General features: G+C 68.5%; 28 protein-coding genes, 2 tRNA genes and 1 pseudogene. 12 read left to right on the forward strand and 19 right to left on the reverse strand.

What is annotated here, in order from left to right; genetic code table 11:
- Window positions 1–21: 21 nt before the first annotated feature.
- Complete coding sequence (locus BLP62_RS03775) at window positions 22–585, reverse strand: Uma2 family endonuclease (protein ID WP_093006006.1); 564 nt, start codon at window positions 583–585, stop codon at window positions 22–24.
- Between the two features lie 4 nt (window positions 586–589).
- Window positions 590–1588 (reverse strand): homoserine dehydrogenase, encoded by a 999-nt coding sequence (locus BLP62_RS03780; protein WP_093006008.1) that lies wholly within the window; start codon window positions 1586–1588, stop codon window positions 590–592.
- Between the two features lie 53 nt (window positions 1589–1641).
- Here BLP62_RS03780 and BLP62_RS03785 point away from each other — a divergent pair, with 53 nt between their 5' ends.
- Genes BLP62_RS03785 through queG form a run of 3 tightly spaced genes read left to right on the forward strand, consistent with a single transcriptional unit; the run spans window position 1642 to window position 3376 of the window.
- Complete coding sequence (locus tag BLP62_RS03785; protein WP_008631765.1) at window positions 1642–1872, forward strand: type II toxin-antitoxin system Phd/YefM family antitoxin; 231 nt, start codon at window positions 1642–1644, stop codon at window positions 1870–1872.
- Window positions 1851–2243 carry a type II toxin-antitoxin system VapC family toxin gene (locus BLP62_RS03790; protein WP_093006010.1) on the forward strand — a complete coding sequence of 131 codons (393 nt, stop codon included), beginning with the start codon at window positions 1851–1853 and terminating at the stop codon, window positions 2241–2243. Before BLP62_RS03785 ends, BLP62_RS03790 begins: the two co-directional genes overlap by 22 nt.
- On the forward strand, window positions 2237–3376 hold the full coding sequence (gene queG, locus BLP62_RS03795) for a tRNA epoxyqueuosine(34) reductase QueG (protein WP_093006012.1): 1140 nt from the start codon (window positions 2237–2239) through the stop codon (window positions 3374–3376). The genes BLP62_RS03790 and queG overlap by 7 nt, the downstream gene beginning before the upstream one ends.
- On the opposite strand, the gene BLP62_RS03800 is transcribed toward queG, so the two are convergent.
- The gene (locus BLP62_RS03800; protein ID WP_093006069.1) at window positions 3284–3988 is read right to left on the reverse strand and encodes a metallophosphoesterase family protein; all 705 of its coding nucleotides are present in this window, start codon (window positions 3986–3988) and stop codon (window positions 3284–3286) included. The genes queG and BLP62_RS03800 overlap by 93 nt on opposite strands.
- 69 nt (window positions 3989–4057) lie before the next feature.
- On the opposite strand from BLP62_RS03800, the gene lnt reads away from it, so the two are divergent.
- Both lnt and BLP62_RS03810 read left to right on the forward strand, forming a co-directional pair.
- Window positions 4058–5389 carry an apolipoprotein N-acyltransferase gene (lnt, locus tag BLP62_RS03805; protein WP_176758131.1) on the forward strand — a complete coding sequence of 444 codons (1332 nt, stop codon included), beginning with the start codon at window positions 4058–4060 and terminating at the stop codon, window positions 5387–5389.
- Window positions 5368–5454 (forward strand) — tRNA-Leu (locus tag BLP62_RS03810). The genes lnt and BLP62_RS03810 overlap by 22 nt, the downstream gene beginning before the upstream one ends.
- A gap of 64 nt (window positions 5455–5518) precedes the next feature.
- On the opposite strand, the gene BLP62_RS03815 is transcribed toward BLP62_RS03810, so the two are convergent.
- From BLP62_RS03815 to BLP62_RS03875, 13 genes are all read right to left on the reverse strand, one after another.
- Window positions 5519–6268: a class I SAM-dependent methyltransferase gene (locus BLP62_RS03815; RefSeq protein ID WP_093006016.1), complete on the reverse strand. Its 750-nt coding sequence runs from the start codon at window positions 6266–6268 to the stop codon at window positions 5519–5521.
- On the reverse strand, window positions 6259–6897 hold the full coding sequence (locus tag BLP62_RS03820; protein ID WP_093006018.1) for a class I SAM-dependent methyltransferase: 639 nt from the start codon (window positions 6895–6897) through the stop codon (window positions 6259–6261). Before BLP62_RS03820 ends, BLP62_RS03815 begins: the two co-directional genes overlap by 10 nt.
- Before the next feature lie 4 nt (window positions 6898–6901).
- Entirely contained in the window at window positions 6902–8488 is a 1587-nt protein-coding gene (locus tag BLP62_RS03825; protein ID WP_093006020.1) for an alpha-amylase family glycosyl hydrolase, read from the reverse strand.
- 4 nt (window positions 8489–8492) lie between these two features.
- Window positions 8493–8714, reverse strand: a complete 222-nt coding sequence (locus BLP62_RS03830) for a DUF1653 domain-containing protein (protein WP_093006022.1) — start codon at window positions 8712–8714, stop codon at window positions 8493–8495.
- Window positions 8704–9669 (reverse strand): tRNA-5-methyluridine(54) 2-sulfurtransferase, encoded by a 966-nt coding sequence (gene ttuA, locus BLP62_RS03835; RefSeq protein ID WP_093006024.1) that lies wholly within the window; start codon window positions 9667–9669, stop codon window positions 8704–8706. Before ttuA ends, BLP62_RS03830 begins: the two co-directional genes overlap by 11 nt.
- A 1-nt stretch (window position 9670) precedes the next feature.
- On the reverse strand, window positions 9671–9868 hold the full coding sequence (gene ttuB, locus BLP62_RS03840) for a sulfur carrier protein TtuB (RefSeq protein ID WP_093006026.1): 198 nt from the start codon (window positions 9866–9868) through the stop codon (window positions 9671–9673).
- A 4-nt stretch (window positions 9869–9872) separates the two neighbouring features.
- Window positions 9873–11000, reverse strand: a complete 1128-nt coding sequence (locus BLP62_RS03845; protein ID WP_093006028.1) for an acetoin utilization protein AcuC — start codon at window positions 10998–11000, stop codon at window positions 9873–9875.
- Window positions 10994–11620 carry an acetoin utilization AcuB family protein gene (locus BLP62_RS03850; RefSeq protein WP_093006030.1) on the reverse strand — a complete coding sequence of 209 codons (627 nt, stop codon included), beginning with the start codon at window positions 11618–11620 and terminating at the stop codon, window positions 10994–10996. Before BLP62_RS03850 ends, BLP62_RS03845 begins: the two co-directional genes overlap by 7 nt.
- A gap of 72 nt (window positions 11621–11692) precedes the next feature.
- A complete protein-coding gene (locus BLP62_RS03855) occupies window positions 11693–12676 on the reverse strand; it encodes an ABC transporter ATP-binding protein (protein ID WP_093006032.1) in 984 nt (327 codons plus the stop codon).
- On the reverse strand, window positions 12673–13692 hold the full coding sequence (locus tag BLP62_RS03860; protein ID WP_093006034.1) for an ABC transporter ATP-binding protein: 1020 nt from the start codon (window positions 13690–13692) through the stop codon (window positions 12673–12675). Before BLP62_RS03860 ends, BLP62_RS03855 begins: the two co-directional genes overlap by 4 nt.
- A gap of 72 nt (window positions 13693–13764) precedes the next feature.
- Entirely contained in the window at window positions 13765–15117 is a 1353-nt protein-coding gene (locus tag BLP62_RS03865; protein ID WP_093006036.1) for an ABC transporter permease, read from the reverse strand.
- 10 nt (window positions 15118–15127) lie between these two features.
- Window positions 15128–16111 carry an ABC transporter permease gene (locus tag BLP62_RS03870; RefSeq protein ID WP_093006038.1) on the reverse strand — a complete coding sequence of 328 codons (984 nt, stop codon included), beginning with the start codon at window positions 16109–16111 and terminating at the stop codon, window positions 15128–15130.
- A 52-nt stretch (window positions 16112–16163) separates the two neighbouring features.
- Window positions 16164–17912, reverse strand: coding sequence for an ABC transporter substrate-binding protein (locus BLP62_RS03875; RefSeq protein ID WP_093006040.1), 1749 nt, complete (start codon window positions 17910–17912; stop codon window positions 16164–16166).
- Window positions 17913–18028: 116 nt separating this feature from the next.
- Between BLP62_RS03875 and BLP62_RS03880 the strand changes: the two genes are divergently transcribed.
- The 4 genes from BLP62_RS03880 to BLP62_RS03895 all read left to right on the forward strand — a co-directional run bounded on the left by BLP62_RS03880 (window position 18029) and on the right by BLP62_RS03895 (window position 21791).
- Entirely contained in the window at window positions 18029–19060 is a 1032-nt protein-coding gene (locus BLP62_RS03880; protein ID WP_093006042.1) for a zinc-binding dehydrogenase, read from the forward strand.
- A gap of 74 nt (window positions 19061–19134) precedes the next feature.
- A complete protein-coding gene (locus tag BLP62_RS03885) occupies window positions 19135–20142 on the forward strand; it encodes an NAD(P)/FAD-dependent oxidoreductase (RefSeq protein ID WP_093006044.1) in 1008 nt (335 codons plus the stop codon).
- 46 nt (window positions 20143–20188) lie between these two features.
- On the forward strand, window positions 20189–20737 hold the full coding sequence (locus BLP62_RS03890) for a LabA-like NYN domain-containing protein (RefSeq protein WP_093006046.1): 549 nt from the start codon (window positions 20189–20191) through the stop codon (window positions 20735–20737).
- Window positions 20738–20756: 19 nt separating this feature from the next.
- Entirely contained in the window at window positions 20757–21791 is a 1035-nt protein-coding gene (locus BLP62_RS03895) for a hypothetical protein (RefSeq protein ID WP_093006048.1), read from the forward strand.
- Here BLP62_RS03895 and BLP62_RS03900 read toward each other — a convergent pair.
- Together BLP62_RS03900 and BLP62_RS03905 are read right to left on the reverse strand one after the other, a co-directional pair.
- Window positions 21788–22312, reverse strand: a complete 525-nt coding sequence (locus tag BLP62_RS03900) for a DUF402 domain-containing protein (RefSeq protein ID WP_093006050.1) — start codon at window positions 22310–22312, stop codon at window positions 21788–21790. The genes BLP62_RS03895 and BLP62_RS03900 overlap by 4 nt on opposite strands.
- A complete protein-coding gene (locus BLP62_RS03905; protein ID WP_093006052.1) occupies window positions 22309–22500 on the reverse strand; it encodes a YgaP family membrane protein in 192 nt (63 codons plus the stop codon). Before BLP62_RS03905 ends, BLP62_RS03900 begins: the two co-directional genes overlap by 4 nt.
- A 70-nt stretch (window positions 22501–22570) precedes the next feature.
- On the opposite strand from BLP62_RS03905, the gene BLP62_RS03910 reads away from it, so the two are divergent.
- Together BLP62_RS03910 and BLP62_RS03915 are read left to right on the forward strand one after the other, a co-directional pair.
- Window positions 22571–22647, forward strand: a tRNA-Ile gene (locus tag BLP62_RS03910).
- 45 nt (window positions 22648–22692) lie between these two features.
- On the forward strand, window positions 22693–23022 hold the full coding sequence (locus BLP62_RS03915) for a tRNA-binding protein (RefSeq protein ID WP_093006054.1): 330 nt from the start codon (window positions 22693–22695) through the stop codon (window positions 23020–23022).
- 188 nt (window positions 23023–23210) lie between these two features.
- Here BLP62_RS03915 and BLP62_RS03920 read toward each other — a convergent pair whose 3' ends face one another.
- Window positions 23211–24242: an SIS domain-containing protein gene (locus BLP62_RS03920; RefSeq protein ID WP_093006056.1), complete on the reverse strand. Its 1032-nt coding sequence runs from the start codon at window positions 24240–24242 to the stop codon at window positions 23211–23213.
- 92 nt (window positions 24243–24334) lie between these two features.
- On the opposite strand from BLP62_RS03920, the pseudogene BLP62_RS03925 reads away from it, so the two are divergent.
- A pseudogene (locus tag BLP62_RS03925) lies at window positions 24335–24607 on the forward strand (IS982 family transposase); the annotation flags it as partial.

Consider the following 24607-nt stretch of genomic DNA (forward strand, 5'->3'; position numbering starts at 1 on the left):
TCCGGCCTTAAGGCCTCGCCGTCAAGGGAGGAAAAGGCCCCGGGTCTCCAGGACGAAGCCGGGAAGCTCGGGGTCTAAGGGCACCCGTTCCGGCCCCTGGTGGCCCTCCACCCCTCCTGGGCGGAAGACCTCCACCCGGTGGAGGTAAGGGTCCAGGAGGACCACGAGGCGCACCCCGTTCGCCAGATACCAGGGCGCCTTCTGCCGGAGCTCCTCGAGGCCCTGGCTTCTGGAGCGCACCTCAAACACCGCGTCCGGGGCCAGGGGAGGAAACCCTTCCCGCGCCTCTTGGGAGAGGGCCTGCCACCTCTCGCCCAGGAGGAAAGCGGCGTCCGGAGCGAGGACCGAGCCGTCGGGGAGTTTGAACCCCGTGGAGGCGTCAAAGACCACCCCCAGGCCCCGCGCCTCGTTCCAGCGGTAAAGCTGGCCAAGGACGGCGGCGCTGATCCGCCCGCTTTCCCCGCCCGTGGGGGACACGGCCAGCCTCCCGTCGGCCAGGCGCTCAAACTGCCAGCCCGGGTTGCTCTCGGAAAGGAGGCGGAGCTCCTCATCGCTCACGGGGCGCAGGAGGTCCAGAAGGGGCACGCCCTCATTCTACCCCCGGCCAGGGGCTTCCCTCCTCCAAAGGGGGCCTTGCCCGGGGGACGGGGAGGTGCCCCGGGGCCCCGGAGAGGAAGCGGAGGAGGTCGGCGAAAAGCCCGCTCGCCGTGGCCCCGCCCCCCGCCCCGGGCCCCGTGACGAAGGCCTCCCCCAAAGGCCTGGCCCTGACCCAGAGGGCGTTGCCCCGGGCCCTCGCCAAGGGGTGGTCCTGGGGAAGGCGCCTTGGGGCCACCACCGCCCGCCACCTCCCCCCTTCCCCGAAGAGGCTCGCCACGAGGCGCACCCTCTCCCCCCGGGCCTCGGCCTCCCGTAGGGCCTTTGGGGTGAGGCGGGCGATGCCTTGGGCCTCCACCTCGGCGAAGGGGAAGCCGGGGTCCACGAGGAGCCGGGCGAGGAGGGTGAGCTTGTGGGCGGCGTCTATCCCCTCCACGTCCAAGGTGGGGTCGGCCTCGGCGTAGCCCAGGCGCTGGGCCTCGGCCAAAGCCTCGGCGTAGGTCCGGCCTTTCTCCATCTCCTGGAGGATGTAGAGGGTGGTGCCGTTCAGGAGGCCGTGGAGCTCCAAGGGCTCGCTTCCCCTCAGGGTCTCCAGGAAGGAGAGGGCGGGGGTGCCCGCCATGACGCTTGCCTCGCAGTAGATGAGCCCTTCCTCGGCGAAGGGCCTTAAGGACTCCCAGGCCTCGGCGAGGAGGGCCTTGTTGGCGGTGATGAGGGGGATGCCGGCCTCGAGGGCGGGGAGGACGAGCCTAAGGGGGGCCTCCACCCCCCCCATGGCCTCCACCACCAAGTCGGCCTCCAGGAGGTCAAAGGGCTCGGCGCGAAGGAGTTCCTGGGGGATGGCCCTGGGCTTCTTCGGGTCCCGCACCAAGACGCCCAGGAAGCGGGGGACGACCCCGAAAGCGGAAAGCTCTTCCGCCCGCTCCAACACGAGGTTGTAGAAGGCGCTCCCCACGGTGCCGCCCCCCAAGAGGGCGATCCTTAAGGCCTCCATGTGGGGGATTATACCCCTTGCGCTTTGTTAGCTAAGCTCGCTAAGCTAAGTCCGTGAAGGCCTTCACCGTGCACCAGGCCAAGACCCACCTCTCCCGCCTCCTGAAGGCCGTGGAGGAGGGGGAGGAGGTGGTGATCCTGAGGGGCAAAACCCCTGTGGCCAGGCTCGTCCCCTACCGCAAGGGGAAGCGCCCCCTGGGGTTTGTCCCGGGGAGGCTACCCGAGAGCTTCTTTGAACCCCTTCCCGAGGAGGAGCTCGCCCTGTGGGAAGGCGCTACCTCCTAGACACCCACGTCCTCATCTGGGCCCTCACGGAACCCGAGCGGCTGAGCCCCAGGGTCCGGTCCCTTTTGGAGGACCCCGACACCCCCCTTCTCGTCTCCTCGGCCAGCGCCTGGGAGATGGCCACCAAGCACCGCCTCGGGAAGCTTTCCGGCGCCGAGGCGGTCTTGGAGGGCCTGGAAGGCCACCTCTCCCGCCTGGGGGCCGAGGAACTTCCCATAAGGCTTACCCACGCCCTCCTGGCGGGAAGGCTTCCCGGGGAGCACCGGGACCCCTTTGACCGCATCCTGGCCGCCCAGAGCCTGGTGGAAGGCCTCGTCCTCCTCACCACCGACCGCGCCTTCCACACCTTCGGCGTGGAGACCCTGTGGTGAAGGACCTCCTGGAGGAACGGGCGCGGGCGCTCGGCCTCCTCTTCGCCTGGGCCCCCCTGGACCTGCCCCCAAAGGCCGAGGCCCGCCACCGGGCCTGGCTGGAGGCGGGCCGCCACGGGGGGATGGCCTACCTGGAGTCCCCGGAGCGCTTCCACCCTAGAAGGCGCTTCCCCTGGGCAAAAAGCGCCCTCCTCCTCTTTGCCCCCTACGCCTACCCCGACCCCGGGACCCCCCCAGGGGGCCTCCGGGTGGGCCGGGTCGCCCGCTACGCCTGGACGCGGGACTACCACCTGGTCCTGGGGGAGGCGCTGAAGGCCCTGGAGGAGGTGGCGAGGGGCCTCGGCCTCGAGGCCAAGGGCTACGTGGACCACGGGCCCCTGCCCGAGCGCACCCTCGCCGCCCTCTCCGGGGCGGGCTGGATCGGGAAAAGCGGCTACTTCCTCTCCCAGGCCTTCGGGGTCCACGCCTTTATCGGCGTCCTCCTCACCTCCCTGGAGGTGGAGCCCGCCCCCCTCTACCCTAGCCGTTGCGGCCGCTGCGCCCGCTGCCTTATGGCCTGCCCCACGGAGGCCCTCCTCGGGGACGGCACCCTGGACGCCAGGCGGTGCGTGAGCTACCTGACCATTGAGCACAAGGGCTTTATTCCCCCCTCCCTCTGGCCGGGGATTGGGGAGTGGCTTTTCGGCTGCGACCTCTGCGGGGAGGCCTGCCCCTGGGAGAGGTTCGGCAAAGTCTGGAAGGCCTTAAGGCCCGAGCCCGAGCTCGCCCACCCGGACCTTCTGGACTTCTTCCGCCTCTCGGGGCGGGCCTTCGGGAGGAAGTACGCGGGCACCGCCTTCCTGCGGGCGGGAAAGCCCCGCCTGGCCCGGAACGCCCTCATCGTCCTCTTCAACCTGGGCCTGGGGGAGGCCCTCTCCCTGGAGGCGGCCAAGGACCCGAGCCCCCTGGTGCGGCGCACCGCCCTCCACGCCCTCTTCCGGGCCGGGAGGGGGGTGGAGGGGTTTTTGCAGGATCCCGAGCCTAGGGTGCGGGCCGAGGCGTTAGCCCTGCTGGGGGAAGCGCCCGGTGCGGTAGACCTTCTCCAAGATGGGGGGAAGCCCCCAGGCCCGGAGGTCAAAGAGGAGGGGGCCTAGGTCGTAGGCCACTTTAAGGAAGCGGGCCTCGAGGGTCTCTGTGTCCAGCACCATGGCGTCCGCCCCGTGCTCCCCGGTGAGGCTTAGGCCCACGCTCCCCGGGTCGGCGACAAGCCCCTTCCCCACCCGCCGCGCCAGGGGAAGGTGGCTTCCCCCGAGGAGCAAGGCCTCCGCCCCGTACCGCTCCAGAAAGAAAGCGAGGTCCCGCGTGGGGCCCAGAAGGTCCATCCGCCCCTCGGGGTCCCCCGGCTTCCCGTGGAAGGCCACGAGGCGCCTCCCCCCGTAGGACTTGCGGTGGGAAAGCCTGAGGCTGCGGAGGTAGGCGAGCTCCTTCTCCCCGAGCTGCGCCCGGGTCCACTCCAGGGTGGCCTTGCCCACCCCCTCGGGCAGGGGCTCGGGGAAGGGGTAGGCGACCCTTAGGTCCCAGGCCCCGGCGATGGCGGGAAGCCCTTCCTTCCAGATCCGGTGGATCACCTGCCTAGGGTGGGGCCCGTAGCCCACCAGGTCCCCGAGGACCAGGACCTCGTCCACCCCCTCGGCCCGTAGGGCCTCCAGGGCGGCCTCGAGGGCGGGGAGGTTGGCGTGGATGTCCGAGAGGACCCCAAGGCGCATGGCCCCATTCTCCCACCTCCGCCGCCAAAACCCGGTGAAAAAGGCCCGCCAAGCCCTTATGGTGGAAGGGTGCGGGCCTTGGTCTTGGGCCTCCTCCTCGCCCTCACCCTCCCCCCCTTTCCCCTGGGCTTCCTCGCCCCCTTCGTCCTCGCCTTCCTCCTCAAGGGGGGCTTCCGGGAGGGGTTCTGGGCGGGCCTCGGGTTCTGGGGGCTCCACCTGGTCTGGCTTCCCCAAAGCTTCGCCCAGAACTTCGGGCCCTGGGGGGCGGTGCCCTTTTTGCCCCTCGTCCTCGTCAAGGCCCTCTCCTTCGGCCTCCTCTTCGCCCTCACCCCCAACGCCCCCATGCGCCTCGGGGGGTGGGTTCTCCTGGAGTGGCTCACGGAGCAAGGAGAACTCGCCTTCCCCTGGGGGTTTCTGGGCTATGCCCTGGTGGAGGCCCCGGGGAGGGTGCTGGCCGCCTGGGGCGGGGTCTACTTCCTCTCCCTCCTGGTCCTCCTCGTGGCCTATGGCCTTCGGGCGAGGCGGCCATGGGTCCTCCTCCTTTGGGCCCTCCTCTGGCTCCTTCCCCTCCCCGAGGCGCACCCCGAGGGCAAGGCCCTTTTGGTCCAGGGGAACATCAACCCCTTAAGGAAGTTCCAGGGGGAGCTGGACGAGGCGGTCTACCTAAGGCTCACCGAGGCGGGGCTTCGGGCCCACCCCGAGGCGGACCTCGTGGTCTGGCCCGAGACCGCGGTCTGGCGGATCCCCCAGGAGACGGAGGCCCTCCTCCAAGGCCGCCCCCTCCTCACCGGCCTCAACCTCCTCGGCCCCAACCGGGCGGTGCTCTACCGGGAAGGCAGGGTCCTCGGCCACTACGACAAGACCCGCCTCGTCCCCTTCGGGGAGCGCTTTCCCTTCCGGGAGGCCCTGGGAGGGGTCTACGCCTTCTTCTTCCGGGCCATGGGGCTTGGGGACCTCCAAGACCGCACCCCTGGCGAGAAGGTGGCCCCCATCGGGCCCTACGGCGTCCTCATCTGCTACGAGTCCGTCTTTCCCTCCGTGGCCCGGGGCCTGGCGCGGGAAGGGGCCAGGGTCCTCGTCCTCCTCACCAACGACGCCTGGTTCGGCCCCTCCTTCGGGGGCAGACAGCACTTCGCCCTGGGACGCCTAAGGGCGGTGGAGACGGGGCGGTGGCTCCTCAGGGCCGGGAACGACGGGATCACCGCAAGCGTTGACCCCTTCGGCCGGGTGGTGGCGGAAATCCCGCCCCACCAAGAGGGCTTCCTCCTCGCCCCTTACGCCTTAAGGACGGGCCTCACCCCTTACGCCCGCTTCGGGGACTGGGCGGTGGGCCTGGCGTTGACCATCTTCCTCCTTGGCCTTATCCTTAGGGTGCGTCCGCCGGGGTGGCGGAACCGGTAGACGCGGCAGACTCAAAATCTGCTGTCCGCAAGGACGTGCGGGTTCGAGTCCCGCCCCCGGCACCAAGGGGCCCCGAAAGGGGCCTTGTTTCATTCCAGGCTGGCTTGCGCCAGTCTGGGGGTTTCCGCGCTATCCCTTGTCCCAAAGGGCGAGGACGTAGCCTTCCGCCACAAAGAAGCGGGGCGGGCTTCCCAAAGCCTCCCGGAAGAGGCCTTCCAGGGCCTCCAAGGAGAACCTCCGCCCCAGGAGCGGCCCCACCTCCTCCTCCCGGTAAGGCCACTCCAAGACGGCCACGCGCCGGGCCACCCGGGAGGCCTCCCGGAGGGCGGGAACGGGGTCCAGGTGGTGGAGGGCGAGGCCGAAGAAGGCGAGGTCAAAGCTCCCGTCGGGGAAGGGCAGGGCCTCGGCCCGCCCCTCCACGAACCGGGCCCCCTTCACCTTGGCCCGGGCCACCTCCAGGCGGTCCGCCCTGGGGTCCAGGCCCACGACGAAGAGGCCCAAGGCGGCGAAGGCCTCGGCGAAGACCCCGGTGCCGGTGCCGATGTCCAAGACGCTTTTCGCCTTCAGGCCCTCCAGGGCCTTCCTAGCGATCTCCCCCGGAGGAAAGCGCTTAAGCCTTTCCTCCTTGCGGAAGGGGTCCCCTGCCTCGCAGGCGTTGGTAAGGAGGGCCCACATCACCAACGCCCCCTCCTCCGCCGCCTTCTGGAAGGCCCTTTGCAGGGTGAGGAAGACCTCCTCCTCCTCCCCGGAAACCTCCGAGTGGGTGGGGAAGACGCGGTAGCTCGCCCCGCTTTCCTCCAGGGCCAGGAGGGCTTTCTCCACCGCCCTGTAGTCCCCCTGGAGGAGAGGGTAAAGGGCGAAAAGGGCCTTCACCGCCATCTCCCCAAGTATAGGGCGGGGCGGTTCCCCGCGCGCCTTCCCGCCTGGTCCGCCTCCTCGTAGGGGGGATGGGCCTCGGGGGCGAGAAACACCGCTTCCCCTTCCGCCTCAGGAGGCCCCAGGAGGGCCTTCAGGTCCTCCCGGGCGAGGAAGCGGGCCTGGGTCCAGGGGAGGACGCCCTTTTCCCCAAGCCTGCGGTAGAGGGCGGCCCACGGGGAGAGGGCCTCGAGGACCCCCACCACGAGGGCCCCGCCCGGACGGAGGACGCGCCGGGCCTCGAGGAGGACCCGCCCCACGTCCTCCACGAACTCCAGGGCGGTGAAGAGGAGGACCACGTCAAAGCTCCCGTCGGGAAAGGGCAGGGCCTCGCCCCAAGCCCGCACCCAGGTGGCCTCGGGGGCCCGCCTCTTCCCCACGGCGAGCATGGCCTCGGAGGGCTCCACCCCCACCTTTTGGGGATAGGGAAGGCGCCTAAGCCAGTACCCGGTCCCCGCGCCCACCTCGAGGAGGCTCTCCCCCGGGGGAAGGAGCCCCTTTAGGGCCCTCTCCTCCTCGGCGATGACGTAGGCCCCCAAGGGGGTCTCGTACCAGGCCTCGTAGGCCTCGGCCAAGGAGGCGAAGGGGTCCACGCCCCTAGTCTAGCCGCACCACCACGCCCTCGTCCGGGCGCAAGAGAAGCCTTTCCCCCACCCTTTCCTCCCGGTCCAGGTGGGTGGAAAGGACCACCCTCCCCCCGCGCGGAAGCTCCAGGACCTTCTCCTTTTCCGTGAGGTTCAAGGCCACAAGCCACCCCTCCCCCCGGAGGTAGGCGTAGACCCCCTCCCTCGCCCGGTAGGTGCGGTAGGCCCCGTAAAGAAGCCCGGGGTCCTTCCGCAGGGCGATGAGGCGGCGCACCAGGTGGAGCATGGAGCGGGGGTCTTGCTCCTGGGCGGCCACGTTCCGCGTCTTGTAGTCGGGGTTCACGGGAAGCCAGGGCTCCACGGTGGAAAAGCCCGCGAAGGGGGTGTCGTCCCACTGCATGGGGGTCCGCTCGGGGTCCCGGCCCGGGGGCAGGTTGTGCTCCCCCAGGCGGTCCTTCTGGCGGAGGGCGGCGGGGTCTTGCACCCTCTCCGGGGGGATCTCCCCGTTCTTCATCCCGATCTCGTCCCCGTAGTACCAGGTGGGGGTGCCCCTCAAGGTGAAAAGGAGGGTGGCCGCGACCCGGGCCTGGGCCTCCCCCAGGCGGGAGGCCAGGCGGGGCTGGTCGTGGTTGCCCAGGACCCAGTTGGGCCAGTCCCAGCGGGTGAGGAGGCTCTCGTACTCCTCCACGATGCGGGCCAGGTTCTCGGGCCTCCAGTCGGAAAGCCCCCGGAAGATGAGGTGGAAGTTGAAGGGCAGGTGGCACCCGGCCTGGTAGTAGCGCACGAGCTGGGGGTAGGGAAGGTAGATCTCCCCCACCATCACCCGCTCCCGCCCGGGCTCGGAGAACTCGTCCAGGACCTGGCGCATCTCCCGCACGTAGGCGTAGGTCTCCGGCTGGTCCTCGGTGAAGACGTGGAGGTGGCGGCCCCGGTCCCACATGCCCGGGCGCCAGTCGGGGTTTCCGGGCTCATCCCGAAGGAGAAGGTCCTCGGCGAGGAGCCAGAGGACGTCCACCCGGAAGCCGTCCACCCCGCGCCTGAGCCAGAAGCGCATCACCTCGTACATGGCCTCCCGCACCTCGGGGTTTCGCCAGTTGAGGTCGGGCTGCTCGGGGAGGAACTGGTGGAGGTAGTACTGGCCCGTGGCCTCGTCCAGGGTCCAGGCGGGGCCGCCGAAGAAGCTCTGCCAGTTGTTGGGGGGGCCCCCTCCCGGGGCGGGGTCTTTCCAGACGTACCAGTCCCGCTTGGGGCTATTCCGGGAGGCCCGGGACTCCAAGAACCAGGGGTGCTCGCTTGAGGTGTGGTTCGGCACCAGGTCCACGAGGACCCTAAGCCCTAGGGCGTGGGCCTCCTCTAGGAGCCGGTCAAAGTCCTGAAGGGTCCCGAAGATGGGGTCCACGTCGCAGTAGTCGGCCACGTCGTAACCGAAGTCCTTCATGGGGCTTTTGTAGAAGGGGGAAAGCCAGAGGGCATCCACCCCCAAGGACTTGAGGTAGGGAAGCCGCCTGCGCACCCCCTCGAGGTCCCCCACCCCGTCCCCGTTCGTGTCCTGGAAGCTCCGGGGGTAGACCTGGTAGATGACCGCCTCTTTCCACCACATGGCCTCAGTCTACACCTGGGCCTGGAAGCTCTTCCAGAGGCTGGAAACGGGGAACCTCCCGCCCCTCCACCACCGCCTTGGCGAGCCAGAGGGAAAGGGGCCGCACCCCAAACCCCCGCTCCCCGTAGACCGCGAGGGGTTCCCCCGTCTCCGAGGGGCGGGCCAGGAAGAGGACCCGGTAGAGCCCCCCCTTGTGGTGGCGGCACACCCCGGGCTTAACCGGCACGGAGGGGCTCCACCCGGGGCCGGAAGCGGGCCTCCTCCGGCAGGAGCTTCCGCTTCTTGGCCCGGCGGTAGACGGCGTCCCACATGCGGCAGAAGGCGCACACCGCCCCCGTGGTGGGGTAGCCGCACCGCTCGCACTCCCTCAGGGCCACCTCCTCCCCCGTGTCCAGGCGGGGCTTGATCTTCTCCAGGAAGCCCTCGAGGAAGCGGAGCTTGGCCCCGGGCATCTCCTTCTCCACCAGGTTCAGGGCCTCCTTGTAGAGGAGGCTCTTCGCCCCCTTGGCGTTCGGGCACTCCTCGTGGAGGTAGCGGATGCCCCGGAGGAGGGTGTAGGAGAGGACCTCCCTTTCGCTAAAGCGGTAGAAGGGCTTGACCCGGGCGGCGAGGCCGGGCTTTTCCGGCAGGACGGGCCCCTGGCGGGAAAGGGTTTCCTCCTGGGGATTCAGGAGGTTCCCGAAGAGGACGGCGGCCTCGTCGTCCAGGTTGTGCCCTGTGGCCACCACCCGGAAGCCCTCCTCCACCGCCACCTGGTTGAGGATGTAGCGCTTGGAAAGCCCGCAGGCGGAGCAGGCCACCCGCCCGGAAAGCCCGGCGAGCTCGGGGACCCCGAAGCCGTAGGCCTCCTTCAGGTCCACCACCAGAAGCTCCAGGCCCCTTTCCCGGGCGAAGGCCTGGGTGGCCTCGAGGCTTTTCCTGGAGTACTCCCCGATGCCAAGCTCAATGTGGAGCCCCACGGCCTGGTAGCCCAGGCGGCTTAGCACGTCCCAAAGGGCCAGGGAGTCCTTCCCCCCCGAGACCGCCACCAGAACCCTTTCCCCGGGGAGGAGCATCCGGTGGCGGCGGATGGCCCTGTCCGTCTCCTTCACGAACCAGTCCAGGTAGTGCTCCCGGCAGAGGGCGAGCCCCCGGGACTTCATCTCCACCTGGGCCTTGGCGCCGCAGACCTTGCAAACCACGCTAGCCTCCGGAGATGGCGGAGAGGACCTCCACCGTGTCCTCCTCCCCCACCCGCTCGTCCAGGGTGAGGAGCTCCTCGCCCCGCACCGCCACCACGGTCTCCGGGTTCAGGCCGAGCTCCTCCAGAACCTCCCGGAGGGGCCTATTTCCCCTGACCTCCACCTCCTTGCGCTCGGGCAGGCGCAGAACGACCCTCACCCCGCTAGTGTAGCAGGTGGGGGGCCACGAGCTCCGTGAGCCTCTGCAACGTGAGGCGGTTCCGCTTCTCTATCTCCTCCCGCCTGGGGATCTCGGGGTAGGCCCCAAGGGGGTCGTGGAGGGTGGGGGTGAGGGGTTTGCTAAGCCGCGCTTCCCAGGTGCTAAGCCACCCCTCGGGAAGGCGCTCGGGCAGGGGAAGGCCGTGGAAGACGTGGTAGAGGAGGGCCCAGACCCTGACCGCCGCGTCCAGGCTGTACCCGCCCCCTAGGGTGAAGAGGACCCTCCCTCCGGCGTAGGCCTCGGCGTACTCCAGGAGGAGGCGGAAAAGCCTCTCGTAGGCCCGGGTGGTGAGGAGGAGGTCGGCCAGGGGGTCCAGGTAGTGGGCGTCCGCCCCCGCCTGGACCACGAGGACGTCGGGGCGGAAGGCCTTTAGGGCCCAGGGCACCAGGGCCTGGAAGACCTCGAGGTAGCTCTCGTCCTCGGTGAAGGGCTCCAGGGGGAGGTTGAGCTTCTTCCCCGTCCCCGCCCCCCGGCCGATCTCGTAGACGTGCCCTGTGCCGGGAAAGAGGTAGCGGCCCGACTCGTGGAGGCTTAGGGTGAGGACCTCCCCCTCCTCGTAGTGGATCCACTGCACCCCGTCCCCGTGGTGGACGTCAATGTCCACGTAGGCCACGCGGAGCCCGGCCCGGGTCATGTGGCGGATGGCCACGGAGAGGTCGTTGTAGACGCAAAACCCCGAGGCCCGGTCGTACTGGGCGTGGTGGAGGCCCCCGCCCAGCTGCAAGACCCGCCTCTCCCCGGCCAAAATCCTTCTCGCCCCCTCCAGGGTCCCCCCCACCAGGACCCGGGCCGCCCGGTCCATGCCGGGGAAGACGGGGGTATCCCCCGTGCCCAGGCCGTAGTGCTCCAGGTCGGGGGAAAGCTCCCCCCGGCTTGCCGCCTCCACCCGCTTCACCAGGCGCTCGGAGTGGACCCAAAGCACCTCCTCCCTCGAGGCCTCAGGGGGGCTAAGGGGCGCCCGCCACACCCCGAGGGCCTGGAGGAGGGAGGTGAGCATCTCCAGGCGGACGGGGCTGAAGGGATGGTCGGGCCCGAAGTTGTAGAGGCGGTACTCCTCCCGGTAGATCACCATGGCTTTTTGGGGGGCCAGAGGACGTCAAACCCCTCCCGGCGGAGGGCCTCCGCCAGGGGGTGGGTCTCCAGGGTGTTCACCCGCACCACCGCCCGCACGAACTCCCCCTCCTCCGGGTAGGAGAGGAGGGAGTGGATGTTCACCCCCCGCCCCGCCAGAAACCCCGTGAGGCGGGCAAGCTCCCCCACTCGGTCCGGCAGGCGCACCTCCAGGCGGCCCGAGGGCTCCGTGACCCCGGTGAGCCTGAGGAGGGCGTCCAGGAGGTCAATCCCCGTGACGATGCCCACCAGGGCCTCGTCCTCGAGGACGGGCAGGCACCCGATCTTCCGCTCCCGCATCACCCGGGCCGCCTCCTCCACGGGGTCTAAGGGGTGGGCGGTGACCACCTCTCGGGTCATCACCTCCTCCACCCGCGTGCACCCGGGGCAAGGCCCCTTGGGGTTCAGGTGGCTCGTGGCCAGGCGGATGTCCCGGTCGGTAATGATGCCCACGAGCCTCCCTTCCGCCACCACGGGAAGGTGGCGGATGCCCTTTTCCAGGAGGAGCTTGTAGGCGTCCTCGAGGGTCACCTCCGGCCCCACGGTGAGGACGGGGCTTTTCATCACGTCCCTTACCAGCATGGGGCCAGTATACGGCGAAAGGACCCAGGCCTACCGGGGCCCCCATCCCGGGGTAGCCGGGATGGGGTGGCTCTAGAGGATGTCGTCCCGGATGCAGGCCTTGTAGTGGCCCGGGGCCACCTCCTTGAGCTCGGGCACCACCTGGGCGCACTCGGGCAGGGCGTAGCGGCACCGCGTGCGGAAGACGCACCCCGAGGGCGGGTTGATGGGCGAGGGAATGTCCCCCTCCAGCACGATCCGCTCCCGCTTCACCGTGGGGTCGGGGATGGGCACCGCCGAAAGCAGGGCCTCCGTGTAGGGGTGCTTGGGGTTACGGTAAAGCTCCCGGGCGGGGGCGAGCTCCATCACCTTCCCCAGGTACATCACCGCCACCCGGTCGGAGATGTACTCCACCACCGCCAGGTCGTGGGCGATGAAGAGCAGGGTGAGGCCAAGCTCCTCCTTCAGGTCCTGCAGGAGGTTCACCACCTGGGCCTGGATGGACACGTCCAGGGCGGAAACCGGCTCGTCCGCCACGATGAAGTCCGGAGCCACCGCCAGCGCCCGGGCGATCCCGATCCGCTGCCTCTGCCCCCCGGAGAACTCGTGGGGATAGCGCCGCATGTGGTCCGGGGAAAGCCCCACGAGCTTCAAAAGCTCCGCCACCCGCTCCGTGCGCTCCTGGGGGGTCTTGCCAATCCCGTGGATGATGAGGGGCTCGGCGATGATGTCCCCCACGGTCATCCTCGGGTTCAAGGAGCTGAAGGGGTCCTGGAAGATGATCTGCATCCGGCGCCGGAAGGGCCTTAGGGCGTTCTTGGGAAGCTCCGTGATGTCCTGCCCGTCAAAGAGAATCCGCCCCCCCGTGGGCTCAATCAGCCGGAGCAGGGTGCGGCCCACCGTGGTCTTGCCGCTCCCCGACTCCCCCACCAGGCCCAAAACCTCCCCCCTCCTTATGGCGAAGGACACCCCGTCCACCGCCTTCACGCTCGCCACCACCCGGGAAAGCACCCCGCCCCGGATGGGGAAGTGCTTCTTGAGGTCCCGGATCTCCAGGAGGGTATGGTTCCCGTTCATGCCCTAACCTCCCGGATCTCCCGCCAGCGCACGCACCGCACCTGCCGCCCGTCCCCGGTGTCCTCCAAAGGAGGCACCTCCCGGTCGCAAAGCCCCTCCACGTAGTGCTTGCACCGCGGGTGGAAGGCGCACCCAGAGGGCAGGTACAAGGGGTTCGGCACGTTCCCCGGGATGGCCTCCAACCGCTCCTTGTGCTCCGCCGCCAGGTCCAGCCGGGGGACGGAGTGCAAAAGCCCCCGGGTGTAGGGGTGCAGGGGGTCCTTAAAGAGGGGCACCACGTCCGCCTGCTCCACCGCCCGGCCCGCGTACATCACCACCACCCGGTCCGCCATCTCCGCCACCACCCCCAGGTTGTGGGTGATGAAGAGGATGCTCATCCCGATCTCCTCCTGGAGCTTCTTCATCAGCTCCAGGATCTGCGCCTGGATGGTGACGTCCAAGGCCGTGGTGGGCTCGTCAGCGATGAGGAGCGAGGGGTTGCAGGAAAGCGCCATGGCGATCATCACCCGCTGCCGCATCCCCCCCGACATCTGGTGCGGGTAGTTGCCAAGCCGCTTCTTGGGCTCGGGAATCCCCACGAGCTCCAGCATGTGGGCGGCGAGCTCCATGGCCTCCTTGCGGCTTTTCCCCTGGTGGAGCATGATGGCCTCGGCGATCTGGTCCCCCACCGTGTACACCGGGTTCAGGGAGGTCATGGGCTCCTGGAAGATCATGGCGATGTCGTTCCCCCGGATCCGCCGCATCTCCGCCTCGGAGAGCTTGGTCAGGTCCCGCACCTGCCCGTCCTTCCCGCGGAAAAGCACCTCCCCCCCCACAATCCGCCCAGGGGGCGTGGGAATCAGGCGCATGATGGCCAAGGAGGTCACGCTCTTCCCGGAGCCCGACTCCCCTACCACCGCCAGGGTCTCCCCTTTGTCCACGTGGAAGGAAACCCCGTCCACCGCCTTCACCACCCCGTCGTCGGTGAAGAAGTGGACCTTGAGGTCTTTCACCTCCAACAGCCGCTTTTCGTCCATGCGCGCTCCTTCGGGCACTGCCCCAAAGACACCTCACCCGTTATACGCCATACCCCGCTAAAAGAGAAGGGGCTAAGTCCTCCGCCTGGGGTCCAAGGCGTCCCTCAGGCCATCCCCCAGGAAGTTCCAGGAAAGCACCGAGAGGAAGATGAAAAACCCCGGCCAAAGCACCCAGGGGCGGTCGGTGAAGGAGGCGAAGCCCCCCTGCTGGGCCGCCTGCAGGAGGAGGCCCCAGCTGGTGTAGGGCTCCGTCACCCCCAGGCCCAGGAAGGAAAGGCCGCTTTCCCCCAGGATGAAGCCCGGGATGGTGAGGGAAAGGCTCACGATCACGTAGCTCGCCGTGGCGGGAAGCACGTGGCGGGCGATGATGCGCCCGTCCGAGGCCCCGAGGGCCCTGGCCGCCTGCACGTAGTCCATCTCCCTCACGGAAAGCACGATCCCCCGCACCACCCGGGCAAGCCCCCCCCAGCCGATGAAGCCTAAAAGCCCCACCACCAGGTAGAAGGTGAGGAGGGGGTCCACGTCCGTGGGGAAGACCGCCCGCAAGGAGATGAGGAGGAAGAGGGAGGGGATGGCGGCGATGATCTCCACCGTGCGCATGATGAGGTCGTCGGGGTCCAGGCGGATGGGCTCCCGGAAGAGCCTATAGAGGATGGCCCCCGCCGCCAGGGCCCCCAGGAGGACCACCAAGGCGTCTATCCCCAAGGAGAAGGGGTCCTTGCCCGGGCTTAAGCGGGCGAAGGAGAGGGCCAAGAAGAGGGCTGCGGCGGCCAACCCAAGCCAAAGGAGAAAGCTTAAGGGGCCGAGGACCAGGCCCAGGCCCCGCCACCTGGAAGGGGGCAGGGAGAGATGGAAGGGGCGGCCCGAAAAGTAGCCCGCGATCCCGCCCAGAAGAAGCCCCAGGGCGAAGGAGACCAGGGCCGAGAGGATGCCGATGGTGAGAGACACCTGGCCGCCGTAAACGATGCGGCTAAAGAGGTCGCGGCCAAAGTTGTCGGTGCCCATCAGGAAGATCCTCCCCGGAGGGTCCACCCCGAAGAGGCGGAGGTCCGAGCGGAAGACCTTGAAGACGGTGTAGGGGTGTTCCGGGGTGCGCACGAAGAAGCGGACGTAGAACTTGCCCTGGCTCGGGTCCTCCTCGTAGCGGGGCTGCAAGGACACCGGGTCAATGCTCCGCTTGGTGGCGTAGACGAAGGGGCGGGAAAGCCTTTTCGTCTCCGGGTCCACGAAGTGGATGCGGGTGGGGGGGTGGTTGCCCTTGGGCGGGTAGAGCTCGTAGTAGTTGGGGTCGTAAGGGCTAAAAAACCCGGCGAAGGCCGCCATCAGGTAGAGCACCAAGAGGATGCGTCCGCCCCAGACCGCCAGGCGGTGCTTGCGGAAGCGCTGCAGAACCGGGTTGGTGCGCAAAGAGGTCGCTTGCGCCACAGGCTCCCCCCTACTCGTAGCGGATCCTGGGGTCCACCCAGGCAAGAAGCAGGTCGGAGATCAGGTTGCCGATCATCAAGAGGACCAGGCTCACGGTGAGGAAGCCGGCGATGACGTAGAGGTCCTGGTTGGCGATGGCGTCCAGGAAAAAGGGGGTGATGCCCGGCCAGGCCATGACCACCTCCACGAACCCCGCCCCGGAGATGAGGCTGGGAAGGAGCCCGCCCAGGGTGGCCACGAAGGGGATCACGGCGTTGCGGAAGGCGTGCTTGTAGAGGACCACCCGCTCGGCCAGGCCCTTGGCCCGGGCGGTGCGGATGTAGTCCTGCCCCAAGACCTCCAGCATCTGGCCCCGCATGAGGCGGGAAAGCCCGGCGATGTCGTTGGCCGTGGCCACCAGGATGGGCACCACCGCGTGCCAGGCGATGTCCAGAAGCTGCCTAAGGGGGGGCAGCTGCTCAAAGCCGGTGCTGGTCATGCCGGAGACCGGGAAGGGAAGGGTGCCCGTCTTGAACTTGATCTGGAGGAGGATATAAATGGCGATGAGGGCCAGAAAAAAGCTCGGCACGGAAAGGCCCACGTAGGCCAGGAAGGAGAGGATGCGGTCCCCCAAGGAGTACTGCCTCACCGCCCCGTAAACTCCGATGGGGATGGCCACCAGGTAGAGGAGAAGTGTGGAGGGGATCACGATGACCATGGAGTTCACCACCCGGGGCCAGATGACCTCCAAAACGGGCGCCTGGAAGGCGAAGGAGTAGCCCAGGTTGAGGTGGAGGAGGTTGTTCATCCAAAGGAGGTACTGCTCGTAGATGGGCCGGTCCAGGCCGAACTGGGCGCGCAAGCGGGCGATGGTCTCCGGGGTGACCTTGGGGTCCAGCTCCAGCTGGGTCAGGTAGTCCCCGGGAGCCATCTGGATGATGAGGAAGGCGAGGAAGGTGGCCCCGAAGAAGGTGGGGATGAGGTAAAGGATGCGTCTGAGGATGTAGGCGGTCATGGCTTCCCAAAGAGGCCCCGGGGCCGTGGGCCCCGGGGACCCTCAGCAGGGACTACTTCTTGATGAAGGTGAGCTCCACTTCCCGCTGGCCCCAGATGGAGCTGATGATGGCGTCGGGGTGCTCGCCGCCTAAGCGGTTGTTCCAGGCGGGGTGGTAGTTGGGCCCGGCGATGTAGATGACGGGAAGGAGCTCCGCCTCAATCTCCTGCATGCGGTAGCCGATCTCCACCCGCTTCTTGAAGTCCAGCTCCGTGCGGCCGCGGGAGTAGAGGGCGTCCAGCTGGGTCTCCCGGGGGTCCAGGCACTGGCCGGACTTGTTCCACATGTGCAGGTTCCCCTTGCAGGGCACCACGTTGGAGCCGAAGGGCCAGTCCAGGCCACCGCCAGAAAGCCCGATGATGATGGCGTCAAAGGGCCGGTCGGGGCCGGAGGAGAGGAGCTGGCCCACCAGGGTGTTGAAGTCAATGGCCTGGAAGTTGACCTTCACCCCCACCTTCTTGGCCTCGTCCACGATGAGCTTGGCGATCTGCTCCCGCTGGGCGTTGCCGGCGTTGGTGGCCAGGTTGAACTCAATCCGCCGGCCCTTGGCGTCCACCAGGTAGCCCTCCTTGTCCTTCTTGGTGAAGCCAAGCTCGGCCAAAAGCTTCGCCGCCTGCTGGGGGTTGTACTCGTACTTGGGCACCTTGGGGTTGATCCACTGGGTGAGGACGGGGTAAACGCTGGTGTACATGGGCGTGCCCAGGCCCCCGTAGACGATGTCAATCACCGCCTGGCGGTTGACGATGTGGCTCATCGCCCGGCGGAACTTGTCGGAGCGGAAGAGGCTCTGCTTGAAGGGGTCCGAGGCCTTGTTCCAGTTGAAAACCATGAACTGGCTGCTGGCCACCGGCGAGGCGTTCACCTTGATGGTGGCGTCCAGGCGGCCCTGCTGGATGGCCTGGCGGATCTGGGAGATGTGGTCCACGGTGGAGGGGGCCATGAAGTCAATGTTCCCCGCCAGGAACTCGGCGAGCTGGGCGTTGGTGTCCTTGACGATCTTGATCTCGTAGCGGTCCAGGTAGGGGAGGGGGTTCCCCGCCTCGTCCTTGTTCCATTCCCCGAAGGCGGGGTTGCGCTTCAGGACCAGGCGCTCCCCGGGGCGGTAGCTCTCAATGAGCCAGGGCCCGCCGGAGACGATGTTCTCCGGCTTCTCGCTCAGGGTCCACATCTTCTTGATGCCCTCCGCCCCCTCCCTCTGGTAGACGGGGCCGAAGACGTGGGCGGGCCAGGGCTCAAAGCTGGCGACGGCGAAGGCCTCGGCGTCCGTCTTGGGGTAGATGAACCGAATGGTGTAGTCGTCAAGCTTCTTGAGAACGATGGGCTTGCCGTCAATGAAGAAGGAGTCGTAGCTGTTGGAGCCCACCGCCTTATCGGTGTGGATCCGCCAGGTGGTGATCCAGTCGTCGGCGGTGATGGGGCGGCCGTCCGACCACTTCATACCCTTGCGGATCTTGAAGGTGATCTCCAGCTTGTTGGGGCTTATGGTCCAGGACTCCGCCATGTAGGGGATCCAGTCCCCAGTGGTGGGGTCGCGGGTCACCAGGCCGCGATCGCCCGAGATGAGGACAGGCACGTTGCTCGCCTCGGCGGTGAGGAAGGGGTTGAAGGTGCGGTAGTCGGAGATCACCGCCGCCCTAAGGGTGCCCCCCCGCTTCGCCTCCTGGGGCTTGGCCACGGTCCACTTCTGCGGCCAGACGAAGGTCTGGGCGCTGGCCGCCCCCACCAGGGCCAGGATGCCGATAAGCGCCAGGGCTTTTTTCATCGCTTCGCCTCCTCCTGAGGTCTTACGCGGGTAAGGGTACCCGCCCTCCCAGGAAGTTGTCAAGGAGTTGACCCCAAAGGCCCCCCGTGGGAAAATCCCTGGCATAAGGAGGCGCCATGAAAGCCGTGGTGATGGAAGCCAGAGGGGGGCCCGAGGTGCTCAGGCTCACGGAGGTGCCCACCCCGGAACCCGGCCCCAAGGAGGTGCGCATCCGGGTCAAGGCCGCGGCCCTCAACCACCTGGACGTCTGGGTGCGGAAAGGGGTGGCCAGCCCCAGGCTCCCCCTGCCCCACATCCTGGGGGCGGACGGGAGCGGGGTGGTGGACGCCGTGGGCCCCGGGGTCACCGCCTTCGCCCCCGGGGACGAGGTGGTGGTGAACCCCGGGCTTTCCTGCGGCCGCTGCGAGCGGTGCCTGGCCGGGGAGGACAACCTCTGCCCCCGGTACGAGATCCTGGGAGAGCACCGCTTCGGCACCTACGCCGAGTACCTGGTGGTCCCCGAGGCGAACCTCTTGCCCAAACCCAAGAACCTCTCCTTTGAGGAGGCCGCCGCCATCCCCCTCACCTTCCTCACCGCCTGGCAGATGGTGGTGGACAAGCTCGGGGTGCGCCCGGGGGACGACGTGCTGGTGATGGCGGCGGGAAGCGGGGTGAGCGTGGCCGCCATCCAGATCGCCAAGCTCTTCGGGGGGCGGGTCATCGCCACCGCGGGCTCGGAGGAAAAGCTCCGCCGGGCCAAGGAACTCGGGGCCGACGAGGTGGTGAACTACACCCACCCCGACTGGCCCAAGGAGGTGCGCCGCCTCACGGGGGGCAAGGGGGCGGACAAGGTGGTGGACCACACCGGGGCCCTCTACTTTGAAGGGGTCATCCGGGCCACGGCAAACGGGGGCCGCATCGCCATCGCCGGGGCCTCCTCGGGCTATGAGGGCACCTTGCCCTTCGCCCACGTCTTCTTCCGCCAGCTCTCCATCCTGGGCTCCACCATGGCCTCCAAAAGCCGCCTCTTCCCCATCCTGCGCTTCGTGGAGGCGGGGAAGCTCAAGCCCGTGCTGGGCCAGGTGCTCCCCCTGGAGGAGGCCGCTGAAGGCCACCGCCTCCTGGAGGAGCGCCGGGTCTTCGGGAAGGTGGTCCTGCGGGTGGAGTGAGGTTCGTCCCTTCGGAAAGGCGCTGTTCCCTCAGGCCCGGAAGGGGCCTTTAGAATGCGGGAAGAGGTGAGGCCATGGAGCACACGGACGTGATCGTCATCGGCGCCGGGCCAGTGGGGCTTTTCGCGGGGTTTTACGTGGGCATGCGGGGCCTCTCCTTCCGTTTCATAGACCCCCTGCCCGAACCCGGAGGGCAGCTATCGGCCCTTTATCCGGAAAAGTACATCTACGACGTGGCGGGCTTCCCCAAGGTCTACGCCAAGGACCTGGTGAAGGGCCTGGTGGAGCAGGTGGCCCCCTTCAACCCCATCTACAACCTGGGGGAGCGGGCCGAGACCCTGGAGAAGGAAGGGGACCTCTTCAAGGTCACCACCTCTTTGGGGAACACCTTCACCGCCAAAGCGGTGATCGTCGCCGCCGGGGTGGGGGCCTTTGAGCCCAGGCGGATCGGGGCGCCAGGGGAGCAGGAGTTTGAGGGGAAGGGCGTCTACTACGCGGTGAAGAGCAAGGCGGAGTTCCAAGGGAAGCGGGTCCTCATCGTGGGCGGGGGGGATAGCGCCGTGGACTGGGCCTTGAACCTCCTGGACACCGCCCGGGAGATCACCCTCATCCACCGCCGCCCCCAGTTCCGGGCCCACGAGGCGAGCGTAAAGGAGCTCCTGAAGGCCCACGAGGAGGGGCGCCTTAAGGTCCTCACCCCCTACGAGGTGCGGCGGATAGAAGGGGACGCGTGGGTGCGGAAGGCGGTGATTTTCCAGAACCAGACCCAGGAGGAGGTGGAGCTGGAGGTGGACGCCGTCCTCATCCTGGCGGGCTACCTCACCAAGCTTGGGCCCCTGGCCAACTGGGGGCTTGCCCTGGAGAAGAACAAGATCAAGGTGGACACCACCATGGCCACCAGCATCCCCGGGGTCTACGCCTGCGGGGACATCGTCACCTACCCCGGGAAGCTTCCCCTCATCGTCTTAGGGTTCGGGGAGGCGGCCATCGCCGCCAACCACGCCGCCGCTTACGCCAACCCCGCCCTGAAGGTGAACCCCGGCCACTCCTCGGAAAAGGCGGAGGAGAAAGCCCCCGCCTGAGGCCCGGGCTACCCCGGGGCCTGGGCTTGCCCTAAGATGGGGGCATATGCGGGTTGCCCTCTTCATTGATGGTTCGTACATGTACCAAGCGGCCAAGCGCCTGGGGTGGAACGTGGACCACCGGCGGGTGATCACCCAGTTCGCCACCCCGGAGCAGCTTTACAACGCCTTTTACTACGTGCCCATCACCGACCCCGAGGACGAGCGCCAGCAACGCTTCATTGACGCCCTGGTCTTCATGGGCTACACGGTGCGGAGCCGCCTGGTGCGGGGGGAGGCCCGGTTTGAGGCCATGATGGCCACGGACCTCCTCGTCACCGCTCCCCGCTGGGACCGGGCCATCGTGGCCAGCGGCTCCGGGGACCTGGTGCACACCTTCCAGTGCCTGAGGGCCCTGGGAAAGGAGCTTTACCTCTTGGGGCTTCACGAGCTTGCGGACCTCGAGCTCCGCAACCAGGCCGACCGCTTCCTGAACCTCCCCGAGTGGCGGGAGGTGCTGGAAAGGACCATGGGGGGGCGGCGCACCTATGCGGGGTATCCCCTCGAGGCCACGGTGGAGATGCCCCCTGCGCCGACCGAGGAAAAGAACGCTTAAGGGCTCCGCCCGAACCCTCGTGCGGCGAACGCTCCTCCGCCTCGGCCCTTGGCCCGCTTTCCTCGTCCTTCTCCTCCTCTTTTTGGCCTCGCCCGAGCCTCCCCCTCCAAGGCCTTCCCCAAGCCTTCGGGACCTTTTGCCCCTCCCCAGGGAGGAACGGGAGGCCTGGGTGGCCCTGCACCTCCGCCTCAAGGCGAGCCTTCACCTCCTCCTAGGAGCGGAAGCCGCCCGGGCCTACGACCGCCTCCTGCGCCTGGAGCTTCGCAACCAGCTTTCCGGGAAGCGCTCGGCCTTCGCGCGCCCCGAGGAGGCCCTTGGGGCGGCCCGCCGCTGGGTCTTGGCCATCGGGCAGGCGGTGCGGAAGGGCCCAGTCAACCTGGAAGGCCTCCCCACCGCCCCCCACCACGTCCTGCCCCACGCCCGGGAGGTCCGGGCCGCCGCCTACGCCCTCGGCCTACCCCCCGGGGTGCTGGCCGCCATCGTGGACAACGAGCAGTACGGGGGGGACAAGGCCTTGGGCCTCTCCCGGGGGGTTCGGGAGGTGGCGGACGCCCTGGCCGAGGAGCTGGCCAAGACCCAGGGCCAAGCCCCCCTAAGCCGCACCCTGGGCCTGGCCCAGATGAGCTGGGAGGACGCCCTAAAACAAGGGGCCCGCCTACGCCGCTTCGGCGCCTGGGACCCCCTAAGGCCCTTCCCCCGCACGGAGGCCGAGGCCCGGGAGGCCCTGCAAGACCCCTACCTCAACCTCCTCTTCGCCGCAAGCCGCCTTCGGGGCTACTTCAACGCCCTCCTCTCCCTCCCCCCGGAGGACACCCGCCCCCTGGAAGACCCCTGGCTTTACTACCTGGGCCCCGCCTGGCACAACTACCCCTTGCGGGCCCAGAACCTGGAGACCTGGGAGGACAGCTTCCACGGCTTCTTCAAGGGCCTCCTCTACCAGGTGGTCCTGGAGGGGCGCTGGGCCCTGGAGGGCCGCCGCCTCGTGCCCTTAAAGACCTGGGGCCCGGGGGCCCCGGAGGGCCGCTCCTCCCCCCTTCCCCAGGTCATGCCCTAAAGCCGCTCCATCCAGGGGAGGGGCTCTCCCGGGGGAAGCACGGGCCAGCGCCTCTCCCGCATGTGGCGGAAGATGGCCTCCACCGCCTTTTCCGCCTCCTCCACCCAGGCCTTCGGGTAGAGGGCGCGCTTTAGGGCGAACTCCTCCTGGTCAAAGACCTGGCAGGCGTGGTCCGCGCGGCACCTCACGTCCAGCTCCAGGTCGTACTGGCGGAAGGCCTCCCCCGTCCACTCCGCCGGGGTCTGGACGTTCCAGTAGTACTCCAGGACCCTCCCCTCCCGCACGTCCGGCCCCCCCGAGTACCAGGCCCCCGGGAAGAAGGCCACGTAGGCGTCGTGGTCCAGGACCACCGAGCGCCCCTTGGCCACGTGGTGGAAGGTCCCGCCCCGGGGAAGAAGGGTGAGGACCCCTTCGGGCCGCACCTCCACCACCCGGGCTTCCCAGAAGTAGTGGAGGCTGTCCCCGGGGAACTTGTAAAACTCCACCCGCACCCCTTCCCCGGGGACCACGGGGAAGCTCACCGCTTGGTGCTGATGCCCAAGACCTTGTAAAGGGCGCAGAAGCCGGTGATGGCGGTGAAGAGCAGGACCACCGCCACGATGCCCAGGATCCAGTTCCAGGGGGAAGCCGACTGGAAGGCGAAGTAGAAGAGGACCAGGGCCAGAAGGAAACGGATCACCCGATCGGTGGTGCTCTCGTTGACCGTCATGGTTCACCTCCTCCAGGAGAGTATACCGCTTTGGAGGCGGAGCCCTTGTGCTACAATGAACCTTCGGCGCGGGCCGTTAGCTCAATCGGTCAGAGCGGCCGGCTCATAACCGGTTGGTTGCAGGTTCAAGTCCTGCACGGCCCACCAAGGGCCCCCTTGCCGGGGGCTTAGCCTTTTTCGCACACTGGGGGCATGGAGCCCTTGGAGGCCTTTGGGCTTTTGGACCTACGGGTGGGCCGGGTGCTTCGGGCCGAGCGCCACGAGAAGGCCCGGAAACCCAGCTACAAGCTCTGGATAGACTTCGGTCCCCTGGGGGTGAAGACGAGCTCGGCCCAGATCACCGAGCTCTACCGCCCGGAGGACCTCGAGGGCCGCCTGGTGGTGGCGGCGGTGAACCTGGGAACCCGCCTCATCGGGGGCTTCCCCTCGGAGGTGCTGGTCCTGGGGGTGCCGGACGAGGCGGGGCGGGTGGTCCTCCTCGCCCCCGAGCGGGAGGTGCCCCTGGGGGGGAAGGTGTTCTAGGTACCCCACCGCGGCTTTCGCCGCGGTGGGGGCCCCCAAAGAAACCGTAGCCGGGGCCTCCTAAGTACCCCGCTCTGGCTTGCGCCAGAGCGGGGGCCCCAAAAGAGCCTTCGCAGAGCCCTACCCCCGGCGTCCCATGTAAATCAAGGTGCGGGCACTTCAGACACCCAAGCCCACGGCCTAGGGCCTCAGCGGGTGCGGGTCACCTTGGCGAGGTGGCGGGGCCGGTCGGGGTCCAGGCCCCGGGCCCGGGCCAGGGCCTCGGCCAGGGGGTAAAGGCCCTGGGCGAGGAGGAGGGGGGTGAGCTCCGGGGAAAGGGCCGTGGGGAGGCGCAAGGGGGTGTCCGCCAGGGCCAGGGCCTCGAGCTCCGGGGAAAGGACCAGGAGGTGGGCGCCCTTGGCCTTCAAGCCCTCCAGGGTGGCGAGGAGGACTTGAAGGGCCTCGTCCCGTTGCGCCAGGGCCAGCACGGGGAAACCCGGCTCCAGGAGGGCCTGGGGCCCGTGCAAGAACTCCGCGGCGGAGAAGCCTTCCGCGTGGAGGCCCGCGACCTCCTTGAGCTTGAGGGCGGCCTCGAGGGCCACGGGGTAGGTGAAGCCCCGCCCCAGGGCGAAGAGGTTCTCCGCCTCCACCAGGTACTCCAGGCTCCCCTCCACCCCCAAGGCCCTCGCCAAGGCCTCCGGCAGGGCGGGAAGGGCCTCCTTTAGGCGGGGAGCCTCCAGGAGGTGGGCGAGGAGCTGGGCCGTGGCCGCCATCATGGCGAGGAGGCTCTTGGTGGCCGCCACCGCCCGCTCCTCCCCGGCGTGGAGGGGAAGGACCACCTCCGCCGCCTGGGCCAAGGGGCTTTCCTCCCGGTTCACGAAGGCCACGGTGAGGACCCCTTGGCGGCGGTAGGCCCGCACCGCCTCCACCACGTCGGGGCTTTCCCCGCTTTGGCTGAAGGCCAGGAAGAGGCTCGGGAAGGGAGGCTTGGGCCTCGCCCCGTAGAGGGTGAGGACGGAAGGGGCCAGGGAGAGGACGGGCCAGAGGAGGCGGGCCTCGAGGAGGTACTTGGCGAAGAGGGCCGCGTGGCCAGCGCTCCCCCGGGCGGCGGTGAGCACCAAAGCGGGGGGATGGCGGCGCAGGAAGGCGGCGAGGCCTCGCACCTCGGGCTCGTTTTCCCGGAGGAGGCGCTCCACCACCAGGGGGGCTTCCTCGGCTTCCCGGCGCATCCAGGAGGCCATGGGACCATGGTAACCCGCCCTACACCTTCCCCGGGAGGGGTGGTAACCCAAGTTGCTACCTATCCCCTGGATCTGAAAAAATAGTGGCCGCTATGCTTTCCCGTCTCATAGCGGCCTTTTGCATTATAGACGACGCCCTGCAAGCCATGGGCTACAAGGATGACCCCCAAGCCAAAACGCCCGCCTCCGCCATCCTCACCCTCGCCCTCCTTGCCGCCCTAGAGTTCGGCGGCAAGCACAACAAGGCCCTGGCCCTCGCCAAAGACCTCGGCCTCTTCACCCACGTCCCCTCCCCAAGCCGCTTCAACCGCAGGCTCCACGCCCTCTACCCCCTCCTTCTCCCCCTCCTCCACCTCCTGGCCCAG

It is taken from the genome of Thermus arciformis (assembly GCF_900102145.1).
GTDB lineage: Bacteria > Deinococcota > Deinococci > Deinococcales > Thermaceae > Thermus > Thermus arciformis.